The following is a 23117-nucleotide window of genomic DNA, read 5'->3' on the forward strand; positions in this document are numbered from 1 at the left end:
TGCCCCTATATGTATAAACTTATTTACAGTTAGTATAAGAAAAGGATGACACAATGTCATCCTTTTCTACTTATTATTCACGTAACCTTTACATATTACAATATTTTTTGTAAAAATTGTTGCGCACGCTCGCTTTTCGGTGCTGCAAAAAATTCTGCTGGCGCACTATCTTCTACAAGTTTTCCACCATCTAAAAAGAGAACACGATCTGCTACTTCTCTTGCAAATCCCATTTCATGTGTAACAATCGCCATTGTCATTCCTGTTGTAACTAATGATTTCATAACTTCTAACACTTCTTTTACCATTTCTGGATCTAGTGCTGATGTCGGTTCATCAAATAACATTACTTCTGGTTCCATCGCTAACGCCCTCGCGATTGCTACACGTTGCTTTTGTCCTCCCGAAAGACGATTCGGATACGTATCTTTTTTATCTAATAAACCGACCTTTTCTAACAGTTTTTCGGCTTTCTTTTCAGCTTCTTGTTTCGTTACTCCTTTTACATTGATAGGAGCATACGTAATATTTTCTAATACAGTCATATGAGGAAATAGGTGGAAATGCTGAAATACCATTCCGACATTTTCACGAACATGCATAATATTCGTTTTCGGATTCGTTACTTCTTCCGTTCCAATCCAAATGTGACCATTTGTCGGTGCTTCTAACACATTCATACAACGTAAAAATGTTGATTTCCCTGATCCAGACGGTCCAATGATTGCTACTACTTCCCCTTTTTCAATCGTTGTTGTAATTCCTTTTAATACTTCGTTTTTTCCAAATGATTTATGAAGGTTTTCAATTTTAATCACTTTTCTTCATTCTCCCTTCAATTGCCTTCCCGACTAATGTAAGAATAATGACTAGCATATAATAAATGAGTCCAACAAAAAGTAATGGTTCCAGATATTTAAACGTCTCACCGCCTACAATGTAAGCACGGCGCATTAAATCCGTCGCTCCTATTACTGTTACTACAGCCGATTCTTTCGTAAGTGTCGCAAACTCGTTCACAAGCGCTGGTAATATATTTTTTAATGCTTGAGGAAAAATAATATTTCGCATCATTTTCCCGTAAGGAATTCCTAAAGCCATTGCTGCTTCTGTTTGTCCTTTATCAACTGCTTGAATGCCGGCACGGATTACTTCTGACATGTATGCACCTGAATTCAAACTAAATGCTAGTACAGCCGCTAAAAAGGCCGGTATTTCATAACCAATTATTTGCGGTACACCGAAATAAATAATCATTAATTGCAATACAAGTGGTGTACCACGGAAAATTGATGTATAAAGATCTGCCGCTATATTTAACGCTCGTATTCTAGCAATTTTACAAAGTGCTAATAACGTTCCTAAAATAAATCCTGCTAAAGCTGATACTGCTACAATTTTCAAAGTAACTTCTAAGCCTTTTAATATATATGGTATCGAAGGCGTAATCGCCGAAAAATCTAAGTTCATTCTTTTCATTCCCCTCACAGAAAAGTGAAAGGCAGCTTATTTTTCGCTGCCAAACCATTTCTTCACTAATTTATCCATTTCTCCATTTTCTTGCATTTTTTTAATTACTTTATTAAATTCAGCTGTTTTATCACTGTTTTTCGGAAGGGCAATTGCTGCTCCTACTTCTTCTGGCGCTTCTTTAATTTCAATTCCTTGTAAATCTTTCATTTTCTCTAAATAATTTTTAGCAACTGTGTCTTCTATAATTGCAGCATCAAAACGACCTGCTTTAATTTCTTGTACGATTTCTGGTATACGGTCACGTCCCTCAACTTTGAAATCTACTTGTTTTTTAAATTCTGCTGCTTTCTCTTCTTGAATAGATCCTGTTTGTACCCCTACTTTTTTCCCTTTTAAATCCTCTACAGATTTAATATTAGAATCCTTTTTAGACACGACCATATTTTTCGCAACAAAATAAATATCTGTGAAATCAACATTATTTTTACGCTCTGCAGTTGGCGTCATACCCGCCATTACGAAATCAACTTTTCCTGAGCTAAGAGATGCTAATAAACCACCAAAATCCATATCTTTCACTTTCACTTCATAACCAAGTTCTTTTCCGATATATTTAGCAACATCAACATCAAAGCCGATAATTTCATCACTTTTTGAAGCTTCTACGTATTCATATGGTTTATAATCTGCTGAAGTTCCCATAACCAGTACTTTTTTATTTTTTCCCGTAGCCTTTTCTTCCCCATTACTACAAGCGCTAAACATACTTACAATTAAAATAAGTGCAAACGATATTGATAATAATTTCTTCATATTTCTTCCCCCTAATAATGTATATTTAAAAGTTAAATAGAATATTTATTCGATGTTTGTATTGTATCAGCACTTTCATTTTTATGCAATATATAAAATAAAAATAAATGAAATAACCGTACAAACAGCAATTGATATGTATAAAAAACTGCATAAAATAACACAACCATGCATATCTCATAAATTTTAATACTAAATAAAAAAGGCGGCACATCCACTTGATTGTGGACGTACCGCCTTTTCGCTTATTTTATAGTTCTTCACAATTCTCTTCGAAATACGATTGTAGTTTTGCAATAACTTGCATCGGTTCATGCCCTTCAATTTCATGACGCTCTACCATCGTTACAATTTTTCCATCTTTTAATAATGCAAATGATGGAGAAGAAGGTGGATACCCTTCGAAATATTCACGAGCTCTTGCTGTTGCTTCTTTATCTTGACCTGCAAACACCGTTACAAGATGGTTAGGACGTTTATCATAATGTACGGAATGCGCAGCAGCAGGACGAGCAATACCACCTGCACAACCACATACAGAGTTTACCATTACAAGTGTTGTTCCATTTCTTTTAAACGCTTCTTCTACTGCTTCCGGCGTCGTCAATTCTGTATATCCAGCAGAGACAATCTCTTCACGCGCTTGGCGGACAACATCATTCATAAAAAAGTTAAAATTAATCAATCTTTTCCCTCCTCTAAAACTATCTATTTGTATCTTACCAGTTAATGTTTATGAAATACAAGTAAACTTACTTGTATTTAGGCATAGAAAAGGTGTTAGAGCAGGGCTCTGACACCTTTTCTTAATGACCGCGATGTTTTTGCTTTGCTTTTTGTATTTTAATTAAACGCCTTCTTTGCTTTTTTGCTTCTCGATTCTCTTTAGATTGCACTTTCTTTTCTTGTTTATGCAGTTCATAAGATAAGCTAATTGCCTCTTGCGCCTTAGTAAAACGGTTTACATTTACTTCTTTTGCTGCTTGTCGTATGATCCGCTTTATATTTTTGGAACGCTGTTTTTCTTTCAATTCCACACCACATTTTGCAAAGTGCTGAAAATACGCTAACATTGAACCGTTCACAAATATAAGCACTTCTTCGTCTGAAGATTCCGTTCCAAAAATATACCTTGCCCCATACAACTTCCTTTTTTCTTTACATGTAATAATTCCTACAAAAAATTGACCATCGTGATATACTGTCAAATCCATTGACAGCCCCTCCTTTAAAAAATTAGAAATACGGGACATCCCGGAGGGGGAAGGTTACTGACACGAAATCATGCGTCTGGACTACCAACCAGAGCTGTGTTTTTGTATTTCTTTCGCTATTATTATATCTTTTTTTCCATAATTTTCATATATTCAACAATCATTTTTTTATGAGACCCCACAATATATTCAGGTAGTTCTGTTACTTGGAAGAATTTAAGCTGAACTGCCTCTTCTTTATTCATAACAAAATCCCCTTCGTATTCATCTGTATAATAAGCGGTCGTTACGGATTGAAATTCATCGCCGTTTGCTAATTTTGTAAAGTAGTTCGCTCCAGAAAATACATTAATTAATCGCAGATTTTTCACTTTTATTCCTGTCTCTTCATATACTTCCCGGTTTGCTGTTTCTTCTGGTGATTCACCAAGCTCCATGAGCCCGCCAGGCAGCCCCCACTTTCCGTAAGGCTCTGTTCGTTGCTGTAATAATACATATCCATGTTCATTTATAACGAGTACAACAGCACCAACTAAAATTAAAGGGCGATGACCAACTATTTTTCGTAATTCTTCTACATATCCCATCGTATCGCCTCCTTTTTCGTTGTCCACACTATTGTATCATATGTATGAAACGACAAAATGCGTATATTTTTCATTTTTTTAACAAAATATTTATTTTATGTGATTCATCTACTGTAGCTAACATAATGGATTCGATTTCCACACTCTTCTCTAAAAACTCTTTCGCCCACTCTTCTGTTCTTCCAATTAAAGCAAGAACGTCTTGCTGAATTCTTCCATCCTTCACTAGAATAAAAGCAACTGGAGATTTTTTTCCTGCTACTCTAAGATCAAGCCGAGAAGCTGCTTCATATTCTGGATACCGAAATATAGAAACAACACCATTCGCTTCCCACAATGCTAATTTAATCGTTTGAATATCACTCACATTTCGCATGCGAAGTTCCGAAAATAAATATTCCACCGTAATTCTCGCTTTTTTCAAATTGCTAAAATCAATGGAACCATTATGTATAAGAATAATAGGTGCTGGCTCTAAAAAGCGTCTCCATCTATCCCATTTCAACATTAAGACTGAGCTTATAATGTGAAGTACAACAAGTATGAACGTTGTAATCATCGAGCCGAGTAATCCCACTTTTTCATCAGATAATGCGTTAGAAATATTCCCACCAAGCAATAACACTAATACAACATCTAAAAAACGAAGTTGCGCGATGGACCTTTGCCCCATCGCTTTCGCAACTAATATTAAAAATATGTATGCTATGATAGCTCGAATAACCCATTCACTATTAGAAAGGTGCCGTGCCCCTTCAAAAATATGCATATGCATCACTTTGCACTCCTTACCCGTCTCAAACTGCTACTTTGTTTTAGTTTGCAACGTTTAAGAGCATATATGTAAAAAAGCTGATTCGTTTTTAAACGAATCAGCTTTTCTTACTTGACGGAAAACATATACTTTTTATACGTTTTTCGTACGGATAATATGAGACCCATCATAATCATATTCGAGAACAAGGAACTTCCTCCATATGATAAGAACGGTAATGCAATCCCTTTTACAGGCATTAATCCAACGATCATACCGATGTTTTGGAATATTTGAACCGTTAATATCCCAATTGATCCAGCACATAATAATGTACCGAATAAATTATCAGCAGAATAACCGATAATAATTGTTCGATATAGTAGTAATAGGAATAAGAATACAACTAACGCTGCTACGATAAATCCACCTTCTTCGGCAATTGTAGCAAAAATAAAGTCAGTATGCTTCTCAGGGATATAGACGTTTCCTTCGCCAAACCCTTTCCCTTCCATACCGCCACTACCTACAGCTAAAATCGATTGCTGTGTTTGATAACCTTGATCTGTATGTTCAAATGGATCTAACCAACCTAAAATACGTGATTGTTGGTGAGGTTTTAGTAACGTAACTAACTTATTAAAGAAGAAATCCTCATACCTTACGTAAATAAATATTAACGCAGATAATATGGTGACTGGAATAACTGTACATAACGCTATCAATTTCTTCTGAATACCTGACATAAATAAAATACATGCAATTGCAGCAGCATATAAGAACACCATCCCTGTATCCGGTTGGCTATATACAACAGCCATAGGCGGAAGGGATACTAACACAATTTTACCTACTAATTGTAAATCCGTTTGGAATGTCCTTGCCATATACTGTGCATTATGTTTCACTGCTATACTTGCTACTACGAGAAGCAATGAAATTTTGAAAAACTCAGATGGTTGAATTTGTCCAACTAACGGAAATACAAACCATCTTTTTGCACCTAATTTTTCAGGTGTGAAAGTGGAAACCGGTAGTATTTTCAAAAGAATAAGTGAACCAAATCCGACGATATAAAGTGGCCAAGACAATTTTTGTAATTGATCTAAGTCGATGCTTGCAACAAGCAATAACAATACAACTCCAATTATGTAGTTCAAACCCTGTTTCATCGCAAAGTTTGCCTCTCCATACTGGCCAGTTTGCTGACTGCTATATATAGCAGCTATACTCGTAACACATAATGCTAACAAAATTAATATTAATTTTACATCTAAACTTTTTAGAAACTCGGTACTTCTTTTCATGACATCCTCCTGAAACATTGTTACAGCAAAATAAAAAACCAGGAGTCAACATTCTTCATGTTTTGACGACTGATTACACATTATCTATAAAACACTTATATAGAATAACTCTCTTTTTCATACAATACAATATATTATACTACAGTTTCGTCAGTAAGATTTGCCAAAAAAATTATTCTTTTCTTATTTTATATCCATATACCATATATCAGCAATGTATTTTCATAAATTCCTAATACATAATCGTTCATTGTAAGATTACTGGGAAAGATATTATACATATAGTAGGTTGTAGATGAAGAAATAAGATGATAAAAAGCTCGCATAAGCGAGCTTTTTATTAGTATACAGATGTATTATTTTCTGACGTATTTTCTAAAATTTCTTTTACACGTCCTAAGAACTTACCACAAATTAAGCCATCTAATACACGGTGATCAAGTGATAAACATAAGTTAACCATATCGCGAGCACCGAACATACCATTATCCATAATTACTGGACGTTTTACAATTGATTCAACTTGTAAAATAGCCGCTTGTGGGTAATTAATAATACCCATAGATTGAACAGAACCGAATGATCCTGTGTTATTAATTGTAAATGTTCCGCCTTGCATTTCGTCCGCTTTTAACGATTTCGTACGTACTTTTCCTGCAAGTTCTGTAATTTCACGAGCGATACCTTTAATCGTCTTCTCATCCGCGTGTTTAATTACTGGTACAAATAGTTCGTCCTCTGTTGCAACAGCGATAGAAAGGTTAATATCTTTCTTCTGAACGATTTTATCGCCAGCCCACATTGAATTAATTTGAGGATATTCTTTTAACGCTTGTGCTACTGCTTTTACGAAGAAAGCAAAGAACGTTAAGTTAAAGCCTTCACGCTTCTTGAAATCACCTTTAATTGAATTACGGTATGACACAAGGTTTGTCACATCTACTTCAATCATCATCCAAGCATGTGGCGCTTCGTGTTTACTACGTAACATGTTCGCTGCAATTGCTTTACGCACACCTGTTACTGGAATTTCGATATCTCCAGGCATTGTCGGTACAGAAACTGGTTTTGCAGCTTCTACTTTTTGTGCTACAGGTGCTGCTTTTGGTGCTTCTGGACGCGCTTCTACTACTGCTGCTACCGCTTCCTCTTTTTTTGCACCTGCTTGCGGAATATTTCCAGATTCCACTAGCTTTAAAATATCTTTACGAGTGATACGGCCATTTGCTCCCGTACCTTCTACTAAATCTAAATCCACGTTATGCTCACCCGCAAGTTTTAACACAGCTGGTGAAAAACGTGGTTTCCCATCAGTTGGTTGTTTTGCTTTCGGTGCTTTTTCAGGCGTAGCTACTTCTGCTTTTGGTTCTTCTTTCGTTTTTTCCTCAACAGCTGTTGCAGCTACTTCATCTGCGCCTTCTACTTGAATCACACAAACGACTTCACCTACAGCTAACGTATCACCTTCACCAGCGATTAACTCTTTCACAATACCAGTGAAAGAAGATGGTACTTCAGCATTTACTTTATCAGTCATTACTTCTGCAAGCGGATCATACTTATTTACGTGATCGCCAACATTAACGAGCCATTTACTAATTGTACCCTCTGTAACGCTCTCCCCGAGCTGAGGCATTGTAATATTTTCTACAGCCATGTATAGTCCCCCCGATTAAAATTCCGCAAGTTCACGCATTGCTTTTTCAACTTTATCTGGATTTACCATAAAGAATTTTTCCATTGTTGGTGCATATGGCATTGCTGGAACGTCTGGACCTGCAAGACGTGCGATTGGCGCATCTAAATCAAACAGACAGTTCTCAGCAATAATTGCTGCCACTTCACTTATAATACTTCCTTCTTTATTGTCTTCTGTTACAAGAAGAACTTTACCTGTTTTAGAAGCTGCTTCAATGATGGCTTCTTTATCTAATGGATATACAGTACGTAAATCAAGAATGTGTGCAGAGATGCCGTCCTGTGCTAACTTTTCAGCTGCTTGAAGAGCAAAGTGAACACATAATCCGTATGTGATAACAGTAATATCATCACCTTCGCGTTTTACATCTGCTTTTCCGATTGGTAATACGTAGTCATCTTCTGGTACTTCACCTTTAATTAAGCGATATGCACGTTTATGTTCAAAGAACAATACTGGATCTTCATCACGAATGGCAGCTTTTAGTAAGCCTTTTGCATCATATGGTGTAGAAGGGATAACAATTTTTAAACCTGGTTGGTTTGCAAACATCGCTTCTACAGATTGTGAATGATACAATGCACCGTGAACGCCTCCGCCAAATGGTGCACGAATTGTAACTGGACAAGTCCAATCGTTGTTAGAACGATAACGAATTTTTGCTGCCTCAGAAACAATTTGGTTTACTGCTGGCATGATGAAATCAGCAAACTGCATTTCAGCGATTGGACGCATACCATACATTGCAGCACCAATTGCTACCCCAGCGATTGCAGATTCTGCAAGCGGTGCATCAAGCGCACGATCTTCACCAAATTGATCATACAAACCGTGTGTCGCTTTAAACACGCCACCTTTTTTACCAACATCTTCTCCTAAAACGAATACTTTCTCATCGCGTTCCATTTCTTCGCGCATTGCTAATGTAATAGCATCAATATAAGACATTACAGCCATGAAACGTTCCCCCCCTATTCTGCGTATACGTGCTTCAATGCATCTTCAGGTGCTGCATACGGAGCATTTTCTGCATATTCTGTTGCTTCGTTTACGATATGCATAATTTCGTTTAACATTTGTTTTTCAGATTCCTCAGTTAACACGCCAGCTTCTTTTAAATAAGCTGCGAATGTTATAATTGAATCTTTTTTCTTCGCTTCTTCTACTTCTTCTTTATCACGATAAACACGATCATCATCGTCACTAGAATGTGCTGTTAAACGATATGATACTGTTTCAATTAAAGTCGGGCCTTCACCACGGCGGCCACGGTCTGCCGCTTCTTTTACAGCTTTATACACTGCAAGCGGATCGTTTCCGTCTATTGTATATCCAGGCATACCGTAACCAATTGCACGATCTGCTACGTTTTTACATGCTAATTGTTTTTCAACCGGAATAGAGATTGCGTATTTATTATTTTCACACATGAAAATAACAGGTAGTTTGTGTACACCAGCAAAGTTTGCTCCTTCATGGAAGTCACCTTGGTTTGAAGAACCTTCTCCGAATGTAACAAACGTTACTAAATCTTTCTTCTCCATTTTTCCAGCTAGTGCAATACCAACTGCATGTGGCACTTGCGTTGTTACTGGAGATGAACCTGTCACAATACGATTTTTCTTTTGACCGAAGTGACCAGGCATTTGACGACCACCAGAGTTTGGATCTCCAGCTTTTGCGAAAGCTGACAACATAAGTTCTTTAGCTGTCATACCAAACGCTAGTACAACACCCATATCACGGTAGTATGGTAATGCATAATCTTTTTCTCTATCAAGAGCGAACGCTGCCCCAACTTGTGCAGCCTCTTGTCCTTGACAAGAAATTACGAATGGAATTTTACCAGCACGGTTTAATAACCACATACGTTCGTCAATTTTACGTGCAAGTAACATCGTACGGAACATTTCTAATACTTGCTCATCACTTAAGCCAAGCTCTTCATGGCGCTTTTCTTTTACTTCTGCCATTTTTCATAACCTCCTAAATCCACATTTTTATGCGTGTAACGCTTTTCCATCTACAGCTAGTGCTGCTTCACCAATCGCCTCAGATAATGATGGATGCGGATGAATTGTATGTGCTACTTCCCAAGGTGTTGCATCAAGTACTCTTGCAAGACCAGCTTCAGAAATCATATCTGTTACATGTGGTCCAATCATATGAACACCAAGAATGTCATTTGTTTCTTCATCAACTACAAGTTTTACAAAGCCATCAGATTCTCCGTATACAAGTGCTTTTCCGATTGCACGGAATGAGAACTTACCTACTTTTAACTTATAGCCTTTTTCTTTTGCTTCTTGTTCTGTTAAACCGACAGAAGCAACTTCTGGGCTGCTATATACGCATTTTGATACCATAGAATAATCAATTGGTGTAACTTCTTTACCAGCAATATGTTCTACTGCAACAATTCCTTCATGAGAAGCAACGTGAGCAAGCTGTAAGCCACCGATTACATCTCCAATTGCGTAAATATGAGATTCTTTCGTTTGATAAAACTCATTTGTTTGAATGTATCCTTTTTCCACAACGATATCCGTATTCTCTAAACCAATATTTTGCGTATTAGCCTGTCTTCCTACAGATACAAGCATTTTTTCTGCTTTAAATTCTTTATTCTCACCGTTATGTTCAGCTTGAATTGTTACTCCATTATCTTTTACCAATGTTTCTGGTAATACTTTTGCACCAGTTACCACTTTAATACCTTTTTTCTTGAATAGACGTTGCATTTCTTTTGAAACGTCCTGATCTTCTAGTGGTAATATCGTTTTCGCATACTCTAACACTGTAACTTCTACACCGAAGTCAGCAAGCATAGATGCCCACTCAATACCGATTACACCGCCACCGACAATAATAATCGAACTAGGAAGCGTTTCCATTTTTAGGGCGTGATCTGAAGACATTACGTACTCTCCGTCTAACTCTAAACCTGGTAATGAATTTGGACGAGAACCTGTTGCAAGAAGTACATTTTTTGGAATTAACATTTCATTCTCTTCTCCACTTGCAAGTTCAACTGAAATTGTACCTGGCATCGGAGAGAAAATAGATGGGCCAAGAATACGGCCAATACCTTCAAACACATCAATTTTACCTTGTTTCATTAAGTGTTGAACACCTTTATGAAGCTGCGTTACAATCTTCTCTTTACGCTCTTGTACTTTTGCAAAGTTTAGTTCTACATTACTTGCAATAACCCCGAACTCTTCGCTTTTTTTAGCAGTTGCGTATACTTCCGCACTACGTAAAAGAGCTTTACTAGGAATACATCCTTTGTGTAAACAAGTACCACCAAGATTTTCTTTTTCAACAAGTGCTGTTTTTAATCCTAGTTGTGATGCGCGAATAGCAGCAACATATCCACCTGTACCACCGCCAACGATGACTAAATCATATTCTCTTGCCATTATCTCAACCCCTAGCTACTGTTTGTTTTTCTCTTACTACATACTCTTTCGGCGCTTCTTCTTCACGTAATACACGAAGTGCTCCTTCTGCTAACGCTTCTAACTCATCCTCACCTGGATGTACGATAACATCTGCAATCCAGTCCACTCGTTCTTTAATTTCATCAACAAGAATTTTACTGTACGCAAGTCCACCAGTTAATACGATTGCATCGATTTTCCCGTGAAGCACAGCACTAGCTCCGCCAATTTCTTTTGCAACTTGATATGCCATTGCTTTATAAATAAGAGTTGCTTCAGGATCACCTTTTTCAACCATTTGTTCTACTTTAATTGCATCATTTGTACCGATTAGACTTACAAGTCCACCTTGTCCGACAAGCTGTTTCACCATTTCGTCTCGGTAATACTCACCAGAGAAACACATTTCAACTAGCTGTCCTACTGGTACTGTACCAGCACGCTCTGGGCTAAATGGTCCTTCTCCGTTTAAGCCATTATTTACATCGATAACTTTTCCTTTTTTATGAGCACCAACTGTAATACCGCCGCCCATATGTGTAACTAATAAATTTAAATCCTCGTATTTGTGATTTAATTGATCAGCTACTTTACGAGCAACAGCTTTTTGATTTAATGCATGGAAAATACTTTTACGTTCCATACCAGCAATACCACTTATACGAGCAATTGGCTCCATCTCATCTACAACGACAGGATCCACAATGAATGCAGGAATATTTAATCCAGAAGCAATTTCATAGGCTAAAATGCCTCCGAGATTTGAAGCGTGATGACCACTAAACCCATTTTTTAAATCTTCTAACATCGCATCGTTTACTGTATACGTACCGCCTTCGATTGGACGAAGTAATCCACCACGCCCACAAACAGCGTTTAATTTTGAAATGTTAATACCATGAGAATGTAGAACTTCTAAAATCGTTTCTTTACGAAACTCATATTGGTCGATAATTCGCTTATATTTTCCAATCTGTTCTACGTCATGACGAATCGTTTCTTCTAGAACAGGTCTTTCATTATCAAAAACACCAATTTTTGTGGATGTACTACCTGGGTTAATAACAAGAATTCGATTTACAGACAATGTTGCAACCTCCACTAATAAATTTAAAAGGAAGTGGAAACCTCATACGAGGTATCCACACCTTTTGTAAAAGTTATATATGAATGATTAGCGACGGCTAATAATATCGTGACCGTTGCGTAAGTATGTGCTACGAGAGTTTTTTAAGCTTGCAATGCGCTCTTCAGCTAGACGATCTGCTGCTACATAAGTTGCTATGCCATCGCGTTTTGAAATTTCGATTACTTTTGCGATTGTGTCATAGATAGACTCAACACGTTTTAGTGCACGTTCTCTATTGTATCCATATAATTCGTCTGCTACGTTAATTACGCCACCTGCATTAATAACATAGTCTGGTGCGTATACAATACCCATTTCATGAATGACGTCACCGTGACGTTCTTCTTTTAATTGGTTATTTGCAGAACCTGCGATTACTTTTGCTTTAAGTTGTGGAATAGTTTCATCATTAACTGTTGCGCCTAATGCACATGGTGCGTAAATATCACATTCAACACCGTAAATTTCATTTGGCTCAACTGCTGTTGCACCGAATTCTTCTACTGCACGTTGTACAGCTTCTTTATTAATATCTGTAACGATTAATTTTGCTCCTTCAGCGTGTAAATGTTTGCATAGGTGATATGCTACGTTACCAACGCCTTGAACAGCAATTACTTTTCCTTCTAAATTATCAGTACCGAAAGCTTCTTTCGCAGCTGCTTTCATACCACGGTAAACACCGTATGCAGTTACTGGAGATGGGTTACCAGAAGAACCGAATGATGGTGAAATACCTGTTACAAAGTCAGTTTCTTCGTGGATAATATCCATATCATCTACTGTTGTACCAACATCTTCAGCTGTAATGTAACGTCCGTTTAGTCCTTGAATGTAACGTCCTAATGCACGGAACATCGCTTCGCTCTTATCTTTACGTGGATCACCGATAATTACTGTTTTCGCACCACCTAAGTTTAAGCCAGCTGCTGCGTTTTTGTATGTCATTCCTTTTGCAAGACGCAATGCATCTTCAATCGCCGCTTCTTCAGAATCATATGTCCACATTCTTGTTCCACCAAGAGCTGGTCCAAGTGTTGTATCATGAATTGCAATGATTGCTTTTAAACCAGATTCTTTATCTTGACAAAATACTACTTGCTCATAATCATATTTTTCTAAGTATTCGAAGATTTCTAATGTCATTGTCGTTTCCCCCTAGTGTTTTACCCTATTTGGTTTATTTTGAAGCAGTCGCAACTGCCAATGCTAATGAATATACTTTTGTTTCTGCTGAATCAGCACGAGATGTTAAAACAATCGGTGCTTTTGCGCCAGCAATCATTGCTCCTACTTTTGCATCCGCAAAGTATACGAGTGATTTGTATAGCACATTTCCAGCTTCAATCGTTGGGACGAGTAAAATGTCTGCCTTACCTGCTACATCACTTACTATGCCTTTATGTTCTGCTGCAATTTGTGATACTGCATTATCTAAAGCAAGTGGTCCATCAACGACACAATTTTTAATTTGTCCGCGGCGATTCATTTGAGTTAACATCGCTGCATCAATTGTTGCTTGCATCGCAGGATTTACAACCTCTACCGCTGCAATGGGTGCTACCTTTGGCAAATCCATTCCTATTGCCCGGGCAACTTCTACAGTATTCTGTATAATAGCAGCTTTTTGTGTTACATCAGGTGCAATGTTCATCGCTGCATCCGTAACAAAAATCAGACGATCGTAATTTGGAACTTCAAATGCTGCAACGTGTGAAAGTACGCTACCTTTACGAAGTCCCCACTCTTTATTTAATACAGCTTTCAAAATATTTGCTGTTGGGATGTTCCCCTTCATAAGCACATCTGCTTCGCCATTTCTTACAGCTTTAACAGAAAGTTCTGCAGCCTCAGCACTTGATGCTGCCGCAATCACTTCAATATGTTCTGAAGTTTGTAAACCATGTTCTTGTAGCATCCCCATTATTTTTTCTTGATTTCCATATAGACGAAATTGAGCTAGCTGTAATGTAATTGCTTTCGCTACAGCTTCAATTACTTCATGATCTTCAGCTACTGCTATAGCCACAGTTTTTTTAGGTTGGCCAGCCGCTTGATCAATTAAGTGTTCTAACTTCATATTTTGTAATCAACCCTTTCCGTCGTCCCTCGTCTTTTTATAAAGCAAATACCGTGCCAACTTTTAAAAGTGGTCTTACCAATAATGAAAACGCATTCAAAATGCAGTAAAATCAATACTTTGGAAAATAACAAAAGATTCTGTCTTATTTTGTCACTTTTTGTATACCATGCAATAAATTGCACGGTACGCAATTTATTGCATGCTATTTTTTGCACACTCATATTTTTCTAGCTTGTAATATAAATTTCGAACCGAAATTCCTAACGCTCTTGCCGTTTGCGTTTTATTTCCACCAAACCTCTCTAAATATTCGTGAATGATATTCCCTTCAAACTCTGTCACTAAATGTTCTAGTGGCTTTTCTTCTAACTCAGGTAATAAATGAGTTTGCTTTGACTCCACCTGCTCTTCGTTATGTAATGGCGGTAAATGGTGTACATCAATATAGGTCTCGTTATAATTCATAAAGATAATAGCTCTCCCCAAAATATTTTCAAGTTCCCTCACATTCCCTGGCCATTCATATGATTGTAAATATGAAATAGCCGAATCAGTGAGCCCCTCTATATTTCGGCCATAATCTTGGTTTATTTTTTGAATTAATCTTTCTGCGATTGCCGGTATATCCCCTTTACGCTGACGAAGAGATGGAATTTGAATTGGAATTTTATTTAACCGATAATATAAATCCTCCCTAAACTCTCCTTCTAGAATGGCTTTTTCTAAATTCACATGTGTCGCCGCAATTACCCTAACATTTATAGGGATTGCTTTCGTGCCACCAACTTTTACAATCTCTTTTTCTTGCAACACGCGCAGGAGTTTCGCTTGTGTATTTGCAGACAGTTCTCCTATTTCATCTAAAAAGATACTGCCGTTATTCGCTTCCTCAAAGAATCCACGCTTCCCGCCTCTTTTCGCTCCAGAAAATGCACCTTCCTCATAACCGAATAATTCACTTTCTAACAACGTCTCCGAAATAGCCGCACAGTTTACACGAACGAATTTATTATATTTTCGATTACTTCCATTATGGATAGCATGCGCAAATAATTCTTTACCTGTCCCTGACTCTCCGCGTAGTAATACTGTTGCTGGTGTATTCGCCCCAAGTTTTGCCTGTTCAATCGCAGCCGTTGTTTCATCTGAATTTCCGACAATATCCTCAAATGAATATTTTGCTTCTAACGTTCGAATAATTTGCCTCGCTCTATTCAATTCATTTGTTAACTTTTGAATTTCTGATACGTCACGAATTACACCGACGCTTCCTTTCAATATTCCATCAACGATAACTGGCGCTACGTTTACAATTACATCTCGCTTTTTCTGCCCAATCTTCATATGTATGCCGCGTACCGCCCTACGTGTTCGAAGTACTTTCATATGCATACTTTCACCTTCTACAATATCGGTTGTAGCTGGTTTCCCAATAATGTCCTCTTCTGTTAAACCTGTTAATTTCGTATACGCAGGATTAATTACTAACCCTCTTCCTTTTTCATCCACAACTGAAATTGCTTCCTCAGAGGAGTTGATGATCGCCTCAAGTAACGTTTGAATCTCTTTTAAATCCGTAACTTCTTCTGCAAGGTCTACCACTTCTGTTATATCTTTAAAAATCGCAAATGCCCCTTGCACCTCGCCTCCCTCTTTTAATATCGGAATACGGGTTGTAATAATTTTCTTTTCATTTTCCAACGTCAGTTCATAATTCACTTCTATTTGTTTCGTACGTATAATACGAAGCAACTTACTAGTCGGAATAACTTCTAAAATATATTTCCCCACCGCATCTTCCTTTTTATATCCGATAATACGCTCTGCACTTTTATTAAATAGGCGAACTTGTCCCTCTCGATCGATCACAATCATACCGTCATGCGTAGAATTTAAAATTAAATCCCCTTGCTGCGTCTGTTCTTCTAACTTTCCAATTAAATCTTCCTTCTCATGTGCTAATCTCGTAACAATTTTCGCAATATCACCTGGTATAAGAAGAGTATCTTTATGCTTTTTCTTTAATAACTCTTTATGTAAATCATCATCACCTGTCATATCAAACATTACATCAATGCGCATAGAAAGAAACGGCGTTACACTCTCTCCAATTGTAACCCCGTACTCCTTAGCCATTTGCAATCCTTTTGCTATCGGATTTATATCAATAATCCCTATAATTTGAAATATATTCGAACTTTGCAACAGATTCAGCAGTGTACTGCCACCTTCACCTGCACCAACAATTAAAACTTTTTGTTTCATATATTACACTTCCTCTCGAAGTATCTCTGCAAAATTTTTCACACCCTTATCTTACTCGTTCAGCCCCCTCTTGACAAACCCCCTTTTCATATAACATCATTAAAATAAACAAAATAATCTGAAAAGGAGCGTTTATATGCAGCGTTACCTTGCTCTATTATTAGCACTCATCCCTATTTCATTAGCTGTGTTTGGCATTAAGTTAATGAGAGATACTGTATTCGGGATCCTATTTCCCCCACTCTCTATACTATGGTTACAATTTTTAATCGGCGCTCTCTGCTTCGCGCTCGGGTTTTATATTTTTGGTGGCTTCGTCTTACACCGAGACCGTAAACGAAATAAAGTACAAGCTCGCTTTAGAAGATAGGAAAGCCCTGCTATTTACACATAAAAAATGAGACCGTTACACGCGGTCTCATTTTTTTATTTGCAATAACGTTCTTGCCGTTTCAGGATAATCCGTAATAATCGCCGATATATTCATCTCAAAATATTTCAGCATAAGTGTTTCTTCATTAATTGTATAGGGCCGAACCTCTACATCACTTTCCATCGTTAGTTCAGCAATGGCATCTTGAAGATAACGATAATTAGGATGCACCGCAGTAGCTCCCATCTTTTTCGCATATGCCCACGGGCTATGCAAGCCTTCACGATATAAAATCGCTGTTTGAATATCAGGGGCCATCATATGACACCTTTTCATACTGTAATGATTAAATGAAGAAAATATAACACGATCTTCTAGATTAAATTTCCGTACAAGCGTTATAACTTCTTCCTCTAAGCCTCTGTATGGAATTTTATTATTTTTAAGTTCAATATTAAGTAGCAACTCTGTTTTTTCAATCCATTCTAACACCTCTTCTAAAAGAGGTATTTTACAAAATCCTACTTTATCACCAAATTTATAGCTCGCATCTAATTTACATAAATCTTCATATAAATAATTTCGAACCGCACCTTTTCCATTTGTTGTCCGGTTCACTGTTTCATCATGAATGACGACAACTTTTCCATCTTTTGTTAATTGAACATCGAGCTCAATTCCATCTGCTCTAAAGGATTCAGCTGCTTCAAATGAAATCATTGTATTTTCTGGGTACGTTCCTGCTGCACCACGATGTGCAAATATAAGAGTCATCCTCACTCCCCCAATCTTATGCTATACTATACGAAAAAGGAGGTACTTCTATGAGACCATTACAAATTTCTCCAGACACTGCAGTCCGCCTATCAAAAGCACTAGGTGTTCCACTTGAACAACTTATGCATATGCCGCAGCACATTTTAATTCAAAAGTTAGTTGAATTAGAAAAACAGAATAAAGACGAAGAATAATACAGTCCTGTTTTGCAGGACTTTTTATTATTTTCTATTATATCATGGATGACTTCCTTGCTAAAATCCCTCATCAGATATACCGTGATTCAATTTAACCCTTGCTTCAAACATGTATAGTCAATTAAAAGATCCCCTCTTTTCTGTTAGCTCCTATCAGTTATTTTAGGACTTTCTTTTACATATTCGCTTCTGAATCCCATACCTCTACAAATTCAAAACCTTTTAAATCACTTTCTAACACTGCATTTCTAAATTCATCTGATACGAAAACAGCAGTAGGGTGAATCCTTTTATTTATATATACTTTAAAAATCATTTCATTTTGAATAACATTAGGAGTAAATGCAAATTTTTCACAACCTATTATTAAACCTGTAATTAGTTTTTTTAAAATTGCTTTATCACTATCAATTGCATCTAATACATTTAAAACATGAACTACATAATATACTTCACCTGTTGTATTATTAATAAGTGGAAGAAACTCAACATTAGCACCTATTAAAGGTTCTAATAATTTTTTCGCTTGTTCGCTAATCATTGGTGCACCAGTTTCTCCCCAAAAATGAGGAAAATCACTATGATTTCCTTCTTCTAGACATTCAATAAATATTTCTCCCCATGAATCTAGTAAAATTGTAGTGGAGTTGAATTTCCCTTCAAAATATTTCTTATCCTTTTTATAATTTAATAGTTGGAAAGACTCATAGTTATCAGATGAACCCTTTAATTCCCAAATTTTCATTTTCCTTCTCCTTTATATTTAATCTGTTCATAAATTATTTCGGGTTATTTAATTTTAAGCTGCCATCTAATAAACGTGTTCTTATGTCATGTAAAGCTGCAACAGCGTCTGCTTGAGTACCACCATATTCTTTAACTTCTTTTAGTACCTTAGTTACCTCTTTCATATAATCCGTACTATGGTTACCTATATGTAACACTTCAGTAGTCACACAATCATTTACTTTATATAGTAAAAATACTCCGTTAGCAGCAGAATCATGGTGTATCCCAAATTCTTTTAATAATTCTTGTGCTTCAATAGCCCTTTTATCATTCCAAGGCGTTAGATGGTGTGCTGCATTAGAATATGGGGGTGGCTCAATCCCTGCATCCTTAAGTTCTTCACGTAATACTTTAGATGCTGTATACGAATCGGGATACTCATTTTTTACATCTACTCTATCAAGAACTTTATCTGCATAATCTTTTATTACTTCTTGTACACCTTTAACTCTACTTCTTCCACCAGTTTCAGAAAATATAAATGTATCACGGGCTTCTTGTAAAGCTTCAAAAGTTTTTATCTGATTGCTACCAAAGCCACTAGTACCTGCGAATGCAAATCGTTCTTTCAATGGTAATTGATTCGAAACGGACGAGATACCTTCTGAGAATTTTGATAGATTCACGCTTTCACCGTGTGTAGTTATTTTCCCTACCTTGCTTATCCCTTTATCCCCAGCCCATCCTAATCCAACGTCTATAAAAGTATTCGTTCCCCATTTTGCAATACTCTCTGCATCACCATGCCAAACATCATTCATAAATGAATCCGAAACAGCATTCCAAGCAGTAAAGATTGTCTCTATAGGATGACCTATAGCACACTTAATATTTTCTTTTGTTACGTATCGTCTAGTGAATCAAATCCTTCTACAATCCCCCCAATAACTTGCCCAGAACCAACGTATATACCGTCCCAAATTTTTCTAAGCATAGATTTTTCAGAGGGTTTGCCGCACATTGCCCCTTCTTCTACCTTTTCATCTGATAAAACCTTTGACTCGTTGCACCATTCCACATTGAAGCTACGTATTCCGTTTGGTTATATAAATCTTTATGTATTTGTTCTAACCTATTTTTAGTTTCAAGAACAAGCTTTGCTGACTGTTCTAGCTGTTCTGGCATAACCTTTATCTGCGTCATGCTACCCCTTCTCTATACAATATTTTACAAAAGAATTATATTATGTTAAGCTATTTCACTGTACTAAATATTTCGAATTTTAGATCTTGAAATTTAGTCACCCCTTTTAAAGAAGTTGAAACGAAGCTGTCTGCTATTTAAAGCAAATAAAAACGAGAATCCTATCAAAATATAACCTCAATTAACTTCCTCTTTGCAGAATCAAGCATTCGCCTTACTCTTTCGGAGTGATTTATATAGTATAAACTGAAACTTTAATCAGTGGGATTTTGTTCGTCCCCATTGATTATTATTTGAACCAATCGGGCGTTTCCGGGCAGTTGATCTCCCACCGAATTTTAAGGTAAGAGTCTTATCGCCCGTTAATGCGGGATAAATCACCTAAATCTCGATATGATAATTGTGTGCTTTTTATCAACAAAAAACCTCCTAATTATCGGAATTAAAATCCCAATAATTAAGAGGTTTTTAAATTAACCGCCAATTACCTATGTACTTTATTTCCTACATATGTAATTGGTTGGTTATTAAATTTTGTTATGAAATATGCCTAACGCCTTGATACAACAACGATTAGCTAGCCTTATGTTCAAGTCTCAGCTTATCCGCAACCATTGCGATAAACTCGGAGTTCGTAGGTTTTGCTTTTGACATGGATACTGTATAACCGAATAAGGACGAAATAGAATCAATATTTCCACGACTCCATGCTACTTCAATTGCGTGACGGATTGCACGCTCAACACGGCTTGCTGTTGTATTATATTTTTTCGCGATATCTGGATACAATACTTTCGTAATAGATCCAAGTAATTCTATATCGTTATACACCATAGAAATTGCTTCCCTTAAGTACATATATCCTTTAATATGAGCAGGTACACCAATTTCATGAATGATACTCGTAATGCTCGCATCTAAGTTTTTCGGCTTTCCATCTATTGTCGTTGCTGAACGGAAAGATGGAAGTGGACGTTTAATAGTAGCGTTTGCCTTACCGCTCACTTGACGAATATGACTCGTTAAATTCTCCATATCAAATGGTTTTAATATGAAATAGGAAGCACCTAAGTCGACTGCTTTTTTCGTCACATCTTCTTGCCCAAATGCCGTCAACATAATTACGCTAGGCTGTCTTAACCTTTCAATATGTCGCATTTTCTCTAGTACAGCTAAACCATCTAAATGTGGCATAATAATATCTAAAACAAGTACATCCGGCTGCTTATCTTTTAATAAATTTAAACACTCTTGACCATTATAAGCAGTACCGATTACTTCCATATCATCTTGAGCAGCTACATAACTCTCTAACATTGATACTAATTCTTTATTATCATCCACAAGACATACTTTAATTTTCTCCACAGCTTTTCCTCCCTTACCGAATCGATTCTCCGACATGTGTATCCTTCTAGGCTACATGAATTGTTCGACAATTGTGTGAAAATTCCCTTTTAAAGTTTGTTACTTTCCGATAAAATCACAAAAAAATATGTTTATCGTTCATTTATTCTCTTTCGCAACACATTCCATCATAGAAATACAACGAAACGTTCAACCCTTTTCTTTTATTTTACAACAAAAAACACCTCTTGCGGAGCTTTTACAAAATTTCAACGAATTTTTCAATAGAAAAGCGAGCTAATTATTAATTAGCTCGCTTTTCTTTCTTGATCATAAATGTTAATTCCAGCCTCATGTAACATCCATTCGATATGAACACCATAGCCGGATGTTGGATCATTTACAAACACATGTGTAACAGCACCAATTACTTTTCCATTTTGTACAATTGGGCTTCCGCTCATCCCTTGTACGATACCACCCGTTTTTGCTAATAAACGTTTGTCTGTCACTTTTATGACCATGCCTTTTGTCGCCGGAAACTTTTGCGGCACTGTGCTAACAACTTCAATATCAAACGCTTCCACTTTATCTTGAGCAATAACTGTTAATATTTTTGCAGGTCCCTCTTTTACTTGATGAGATAGTGCAATAGGCATTGCTTTATCCATTACGCCATTTGTCATATTTGTATTCAATTTGCCAAAAATACCAAATGGACTATTTATTGTAATATTACCAATCACTTCACGATCTGGTGAGAACCTCGCTAATTTCTCTCCTGGATTCCCATGACTACCTCTTTCAATTGATGTAACTGTCGAACGCATAATTTGTCCATCTTCGACTTGAATCGGCTTTTTCGTATCGTTATCAGAAATGACGTGACCAAGTGCCCCATACTTCATAGAATCTGGATGAACAAATGTCATTGTTCCGATTCCAGCTGCCGAATCACGAATATATAAACCAATGCGATAAGACGATTCTCCACTGTCTTTTTGTGGTGTTAATTTAGTGCGGATATGTTTTCCATCTCTTAACAAAACAAGATTAAGTGGTTCACCTGTTTCACCACTATTATGAATAAATGGTGCTACATCACTCATCCTTTCAATTGTTTTGCCATTAATTTCAGTAATCATATCTCCAATTTGTACACCAGCTGTTTCACCAGGAGATACTTTCCCTTTTTCAGTTTGAATTAAATGATGGCCTACAACAAGTACCCCTTTTGTGTTTAACTTCACACCAATTGATTGTCCACCTGGAATAACTTTGAAATCTTTTAACACTTTCACATTTACTTTTTTCACTGGAAAACCAGCAAGTTGAAACACCATATCTGCTTCACCATTTTGATGAGAATTTACCATAAGTCCTTGTTTTTTTTCATTTGAACTTACTGTAAACACATGACGATCTGTTGATGCAGCTTTAAATACTGGTAATGAAGCTATTTCTGATTGTTGTCCTTCAAAAACAACAAGTTGTTTTGGGGATGAGATAAACGTCCGAAGCGGTTTAAAACACCCAATAAAAACTAAAGAAACAAGGAGAAAAATACCTATTATTTTGCGAAATCTTTCTAATTTCAATTTGTTCACTCTCCTCGCTCCTACCCCACATTCAGCCTCTTGGCTTCACTTTTTAATCTCTCCTTGCAGTGCTTTATTTATAACCGGAAGAATTAAGAAATCATCATTTGAGAAAAAAAGCTATCC

General features: G+C 36.8%; 22 protein-coding genes and 1 pseudogene. 2 read left to right on the forward strand and 21 right to left on the reverse strand.

All coding sequences use genetic code 11. The features are described from left to right. Positions 1-95 precede the first annotated feature (95 nt). The 16 genes from ATN06_RS21150 to ATN06_RS21235 form a co-directional block, all read right to left on the reverse strand. Positions 96-818 (reverse strand): amino acid ABC transporter ATP-binding protein, encoded by a 723-nt coding sequence (locus ATN06_RS21150; RefSeq protein WP_060632211.1) that lies wholly within the window; start codon positions 816-818, stop codon positions 96-98. After that, positions 811-1470, reverse strand: a complete 660-nt coding sequence (locus tag ATN06_RS21155; protein WP_001046917.1) for an amino acid ABC transporter permease — start codon at positions 1468-1470, stop codon at positions 811-813. Before ATN06_RS21155 ends, ATN06_RS21150 begins: the two co-directional genes overlap by 8 nt. 36 nt (positions 1471-1506) lie before the next feature. After that, a complete protein-coding gene (locus ATN06_RS21160) occupies positions 1507-2286 on the reverse strand; it encodes a transporter substrate-binding domain-containing protein (protein WP_000735473.1) in 780 nt (259 codons plus the stop codon). Between the two features lie 250 nt (positions 2287-2536). Beyond that, entirely contained in the window at positions 2537-2950 is a 414-nt protein-coding gene (locus ATN06_RS21165; protein ID WP_001979317.1) for a BrxA/BrxB family bacilliredoxin, read from the reverse strand. Between the two features lie 142 nt (positions 2951-3092). After that, positions 3093-3500 (reverse strand): YjdF family protein, encoded by a 408-nt coding sequence (locus ATN06_RS21170; RefSeq protein WP_060632212.1) that lies wholly within the window; start codon positions 3498-3500, stop codon positions 3093-3095. Between the two features lie 122 nt (positions 3501-3622). Continuing rightward, entirely contained in the window at positions 3623-4087 is a 465-nt protein-coding gene (locus tag ATN06_RS21175) for an NUDIX hydrolase (RefSeq protein WP_060632213.1), read from the reverse strand. Between the two features lie 70 nt (positions 4088-4157). After that, the gene (locus ATN06_RS21180) at positions 4158-4862 is read right to left on the reverse strand and encodes a DUF421 domain-containing protein (protein WP_060632214.1); all 705 of its coding nucleotides are present in this window, start codon (positions 4860-4862) and stop codon (positions 4158-4160) included. A 107-nt stretch (positions 4863-4969) separates the two neighbouring features. Next, on the reverse strand, positions 4970-6148 hold the full coding sequence (locus ATN06_RS21185; protein ID WP_000831201.1) for an FtsW/RodA/SpoVE family cell cycle protein: 1179 nt from the start codon (positions 6146-6148) through the stop codon (positions 4970-4972). A 340-nt stretch (positions 6149-6488) separates the two neighbouring features. After that, positions 6489-7805 carry a dihydrolipoamide acetyltransferase family protein gene (locus tag ATN06_RS21195; RefSeq protein WP_000257655.1) on the reverse strand — a complete coding sequence of 439 codons (1317 nt, stop codon included), beginning with the start codon at positions 7803-7805 and terminating at the stop codon, positions 6489-6491. Positions 7806-7820: 15 nt separating this feature from the next. After that, positions 7821-8804 carry a 3-methyl-2-oxobutanoate dehydrogenase subunit beta gene (gene bfmBAB, locus ATN06_RS21200; RefSeq protein ID WP_000290070.1) on the reverse strand — a complete coding sequence of 328 codons (984 nt, stop codon included), beginning with the start codon at positions 8802-8804 and terminating at the stop codon, positions 7821-7823. Positions 8805-8818: 14 nt separating this feature from the next. Further along, positions 8819-9820: a 3-methyl-2-oxobutanoate dehydrogenase subunit alpha gene (gene bfmBAA, locus ATN06_RS21205; protein WP_060632215.1), complete on the reverse strand. Its 1002-nt coding sequence runs from the start codon at positions 9818-9820 to the stop codon at positions 8819-8821. A 27-nt stretch (positions 9821-9847) separates the two neighbouring features. Next, positions 9848-11269 carry a dihydrolipoyl dehydrogenase gene (gene lpdA, locus ATN06_RS21210; protein ID WP_060632216.1) on the reverse strand — a complete coding sequence of 474 codons (1422 nt, stop codon included), beginning with the start codon at positions 11267-11269 and terminating at the stop codon, positions 9848-9850. A 4-nt stretch (positions 11270-11273) separates the two neighbouring features. After that, entirely contained in the window at positions 11274-12377 is a 1104-nt protein-coding gene (buk, locus tag ATN06_RS21215) for a butyrate kinase (protein WP_060632217.1), read from the reverse strand. An 87-nt stretch (positions 12378-12464) separates the two neighbouring features. Further along, the gene (locus ATN06_RS21220; protein WP_060632218.1) at positions 12465-13565 is read right to left on the reverse strand and encodes a leucine dehydrogenase; all 1101 of its coding nucleotides are present in this window, start codon (positions 13563-13565) and stop codon (positions 12465-12467) included. Between the two features lie 34 nt (positions 13566-13599). Beyond that, positions 13600-14499, reverse strand: coding sequence for a phosphate butyryltransferase (gene yqiS, locus ATN06_RS21225; protein WP_060632219.1), 900 nt, complete (start codon positions 14497-14499; stop codon positions 13600-13602). 195 nt (positions 14500-14694) lie between these two features. Continuing rightward, positions 14695-16767 (reverse strand): sigma-54 interaction domain-containing protein, encoded by a 2073-nt coding sequence (locus tag ATN06_RS21235; protein WP_060632221.1) that lies wholly within the window; start codon positions 16765-16767, stop codon positions 14695-14697. Positions 16768-16903: 136 nt separating this feature from the next. Between ATN06_RS21235 and ATN06_RS21240 the strand changes: the two genes are divergently transcribed. Beyond that, the gene (locus tag ATN06_RS21240; protein ID WP_001190187.1) at positions 16904-17137 is read left to right on the forward strand and encodes a DUF2627 domain-containing protein; all 234 of its coding nucleotides are present in this window, start codon (positions 16904-16906) and stop codon (positions 17135-17137) included. Between the two features lie 48 nt (positions 17138-17185). Here ATN06_RS21240 and ATN06_RS21245 read toward each other — a convergent pair whose 3' ends face one another. Next, entirely contained in the window at positions 17186-17914 is a 729-nt protein-coding gene (locus ATN06_RS21245) for a glycerophosphodiester phosphodiesterase (RefSeq protein WP_060632222.1), read from the reverse strand. Between the two features lie 50 nt (positions 17915-17964). Between ATN06_RS21245 and ATN06_RS21250 the strand changes: the two genes are divergently transcribed. Next, positions 17965-18111, forward strand: a complete 147-nt coding sequence (locus ATN06_RS21250; protein ID WP_001247671.1) for a YycC family protein — start codon at positions 17965-17967, stop codon at positions 18109-18111. A 178-nt stretch (positions 18112-18289) separates the two neighbouring features. Here the strand turns inward: ATN06_RS21250 and ATN06_RS21255 are convergent, their stop codons facing one another. The 4 genes and pseudogenes from ATN06_RS21255 to spoIVB all read right to left on the reverse strand — a co-directional run bounded on the left by ATN06_RS21255 (position 18290) and on the right by spoIVB (position 23000). Next, a complete protein-coding gene (locus ATN06_RS21255; RefSeq protein WP_060632223.1) occupies positions 18290-18859 on the reverse strand; it encodes an imm11 family protein in 570 nt (189 codons plus the stop codon). Positions 18860-18893: 34 nt separating this feature from the next. Continuing rightward, positions 18894-20046, reverse strand: a pseudogene (locus tag ATN06_RS29540) (AHH domain-containing protein). Between the two features lie 573 nt (positions 20047-20619). After that, positions 20620-21414, reverse strand: a complete 795-nt coding sequence (gene spo0A / locus ATN06_RS21270) for a sporulation transcription factor Spo0A (RefSeq protein ID WP_033686380.1) — start codon at positions 21412-21414, stop codon at positions 20620-20622. 287 nt (positions 21415-21701) lie between these two features. After that, positions 21702-23000 carry a SpoIVB peptidase gene (gene spoIVB, locus ATN06_RS21280; protein ID WP_060632225.1) on the reverse strand — a complete coding sequence of 433 codons (1299 nt, stop codon included), beginning with the start codon at positions 22998-23000 and terminating at the stop codon, positions 21702-21704. Between the last annotated feature and the right edge of the window lie 117 nt (positions 23001-23117).

Source organism: Bacillus thuringiensis (genome assembly GCF_001455345.1).
GTDB classification, from domain to species: domain Bacteria; phylum Bacillota; class Bacilli; order Bacillales; family Bacillaceae_G; genus Bacillus_A; species Bacillus_A thuringiensis_N.

Coding starts and splice junctions, on each gene's coding strand:
- ATN06_RS21155 (WP_001046917.1), bottom strand. CDS start 1,470: ATGAACTTAGATTTTTCGGCGATTACGCCTTCGATACCATATATATTA.
- ATN06_RS21160 (WP_000735473.1), bottom strand. CDS start 2,286: ATGAAGAAATTATTATCAATATCGTTTGCACTTATTTTAATTGTAAGT.
- ATN06_RS21165 (WP_001979317.1), bottom strand. CDS start 2,950: ATGAATGATGTTGTCCGCCAAGCGCGTGAAGAGATTGTCTCTGCTGGA.
- ATN06_RS21170 (WP_060632212.1), bottom strand. CDS start 3,500: ATGGATTTGACAGTATATCACGATGGTCAATTTTTTGTAGGAATTATT.
- ATN06_RS21175 (WP_060632213.1), bottom strand. CDS start 4,087: ATGGGATATGTAGAAGAATTACGAAAAATAGTTGGTCATCGCCCTTTA.
- ATN06_RS21180 (WP_060632214.1), bottom strand. CDS start 4,862: ATGCATATGCATATTTTTGAAGGGGCACGGCACCTTTCTAATAGTGAA.
- ATN06_RS21185 (WP_000831201.1), bottom strand. CDS start 6,148: ATGAAAAGAAGTACCGAGTTTCTAAAAAGTTTAGATGTAAAATTAATA.
- ATN06_RS21195 (WP_000257655.1), bottom strand. CDS start 7,805: ATGGCTGTAGAAAATATTACAATGCCTCAGCTCGGGGAGAGCGTTACA.
- bfmBAB (WP_000290070.1), bottom strand. CDS start 8,804: ATGGCTGTAATGTCTTATATTGATGCTATTACATTAGCAATGCGCGAA.
- bfmBAA (WP_060632215.1), bottom strand. CDS start 9,820: ATGGCAGAAGTAAAAGAAAAGCGCCATGAAGAGCTTGGCTTAAGTGAT.
- lpdA (WP_060632216.1), bottom strand. CDS start 11,269: ATGGCAAGAGAATATGATTTAGTCATCGTTGGCGGTGGTACAGGTGGA.
- ATN06_RS21220 (WP_060632218.1), bottom strand. CDS start 13,565: ATGACATTAGAAATCTTCGAATACTTAGAAAAATATGATTATGAGCAA.
- yqiS (WP_060632219.1), bottom strand. CDS start 14,499: ATGAAGTTAGAACACTTAATTGATCAAGCGGCTGGCCAACCTAAAAAA.
- ATN06_RS21235 (WP_060632221.1), bottom strand. CDS start 16,767: ATGAAACAAAAAGTTTTAATTGTTGGTGCAGGTGAAGGTGGCAGTACA.
- ATN06_RS21240 (WP_001190187.1), top strand. CDS start 16,904: ATGCAGCGTTACCTTGCTCTATTATTAGCACTCATCCCTATTTCATTA.
- ATN06_RS21245 (WP_060632222.1), bottom strand. CDS start 17,914: ATGACTCTTATATTTGCACATCGTGGTGCAGCAGGAACGTACCCAGAA.
- ATN06_RS21250 (WP_001247671.1), top strand. CDS start 17,965: ATGAGACCATTACAAATTTCTCCAGACACTGCAGTCCGCCTATCAAAA.
- ATN06_RS21255 (WP_060632223.1), bottom strand. CDS start 18,859: ATGAAAATTTGGGAATTAAAGGGTTCATCTGATAACTATGAGTCTTTC.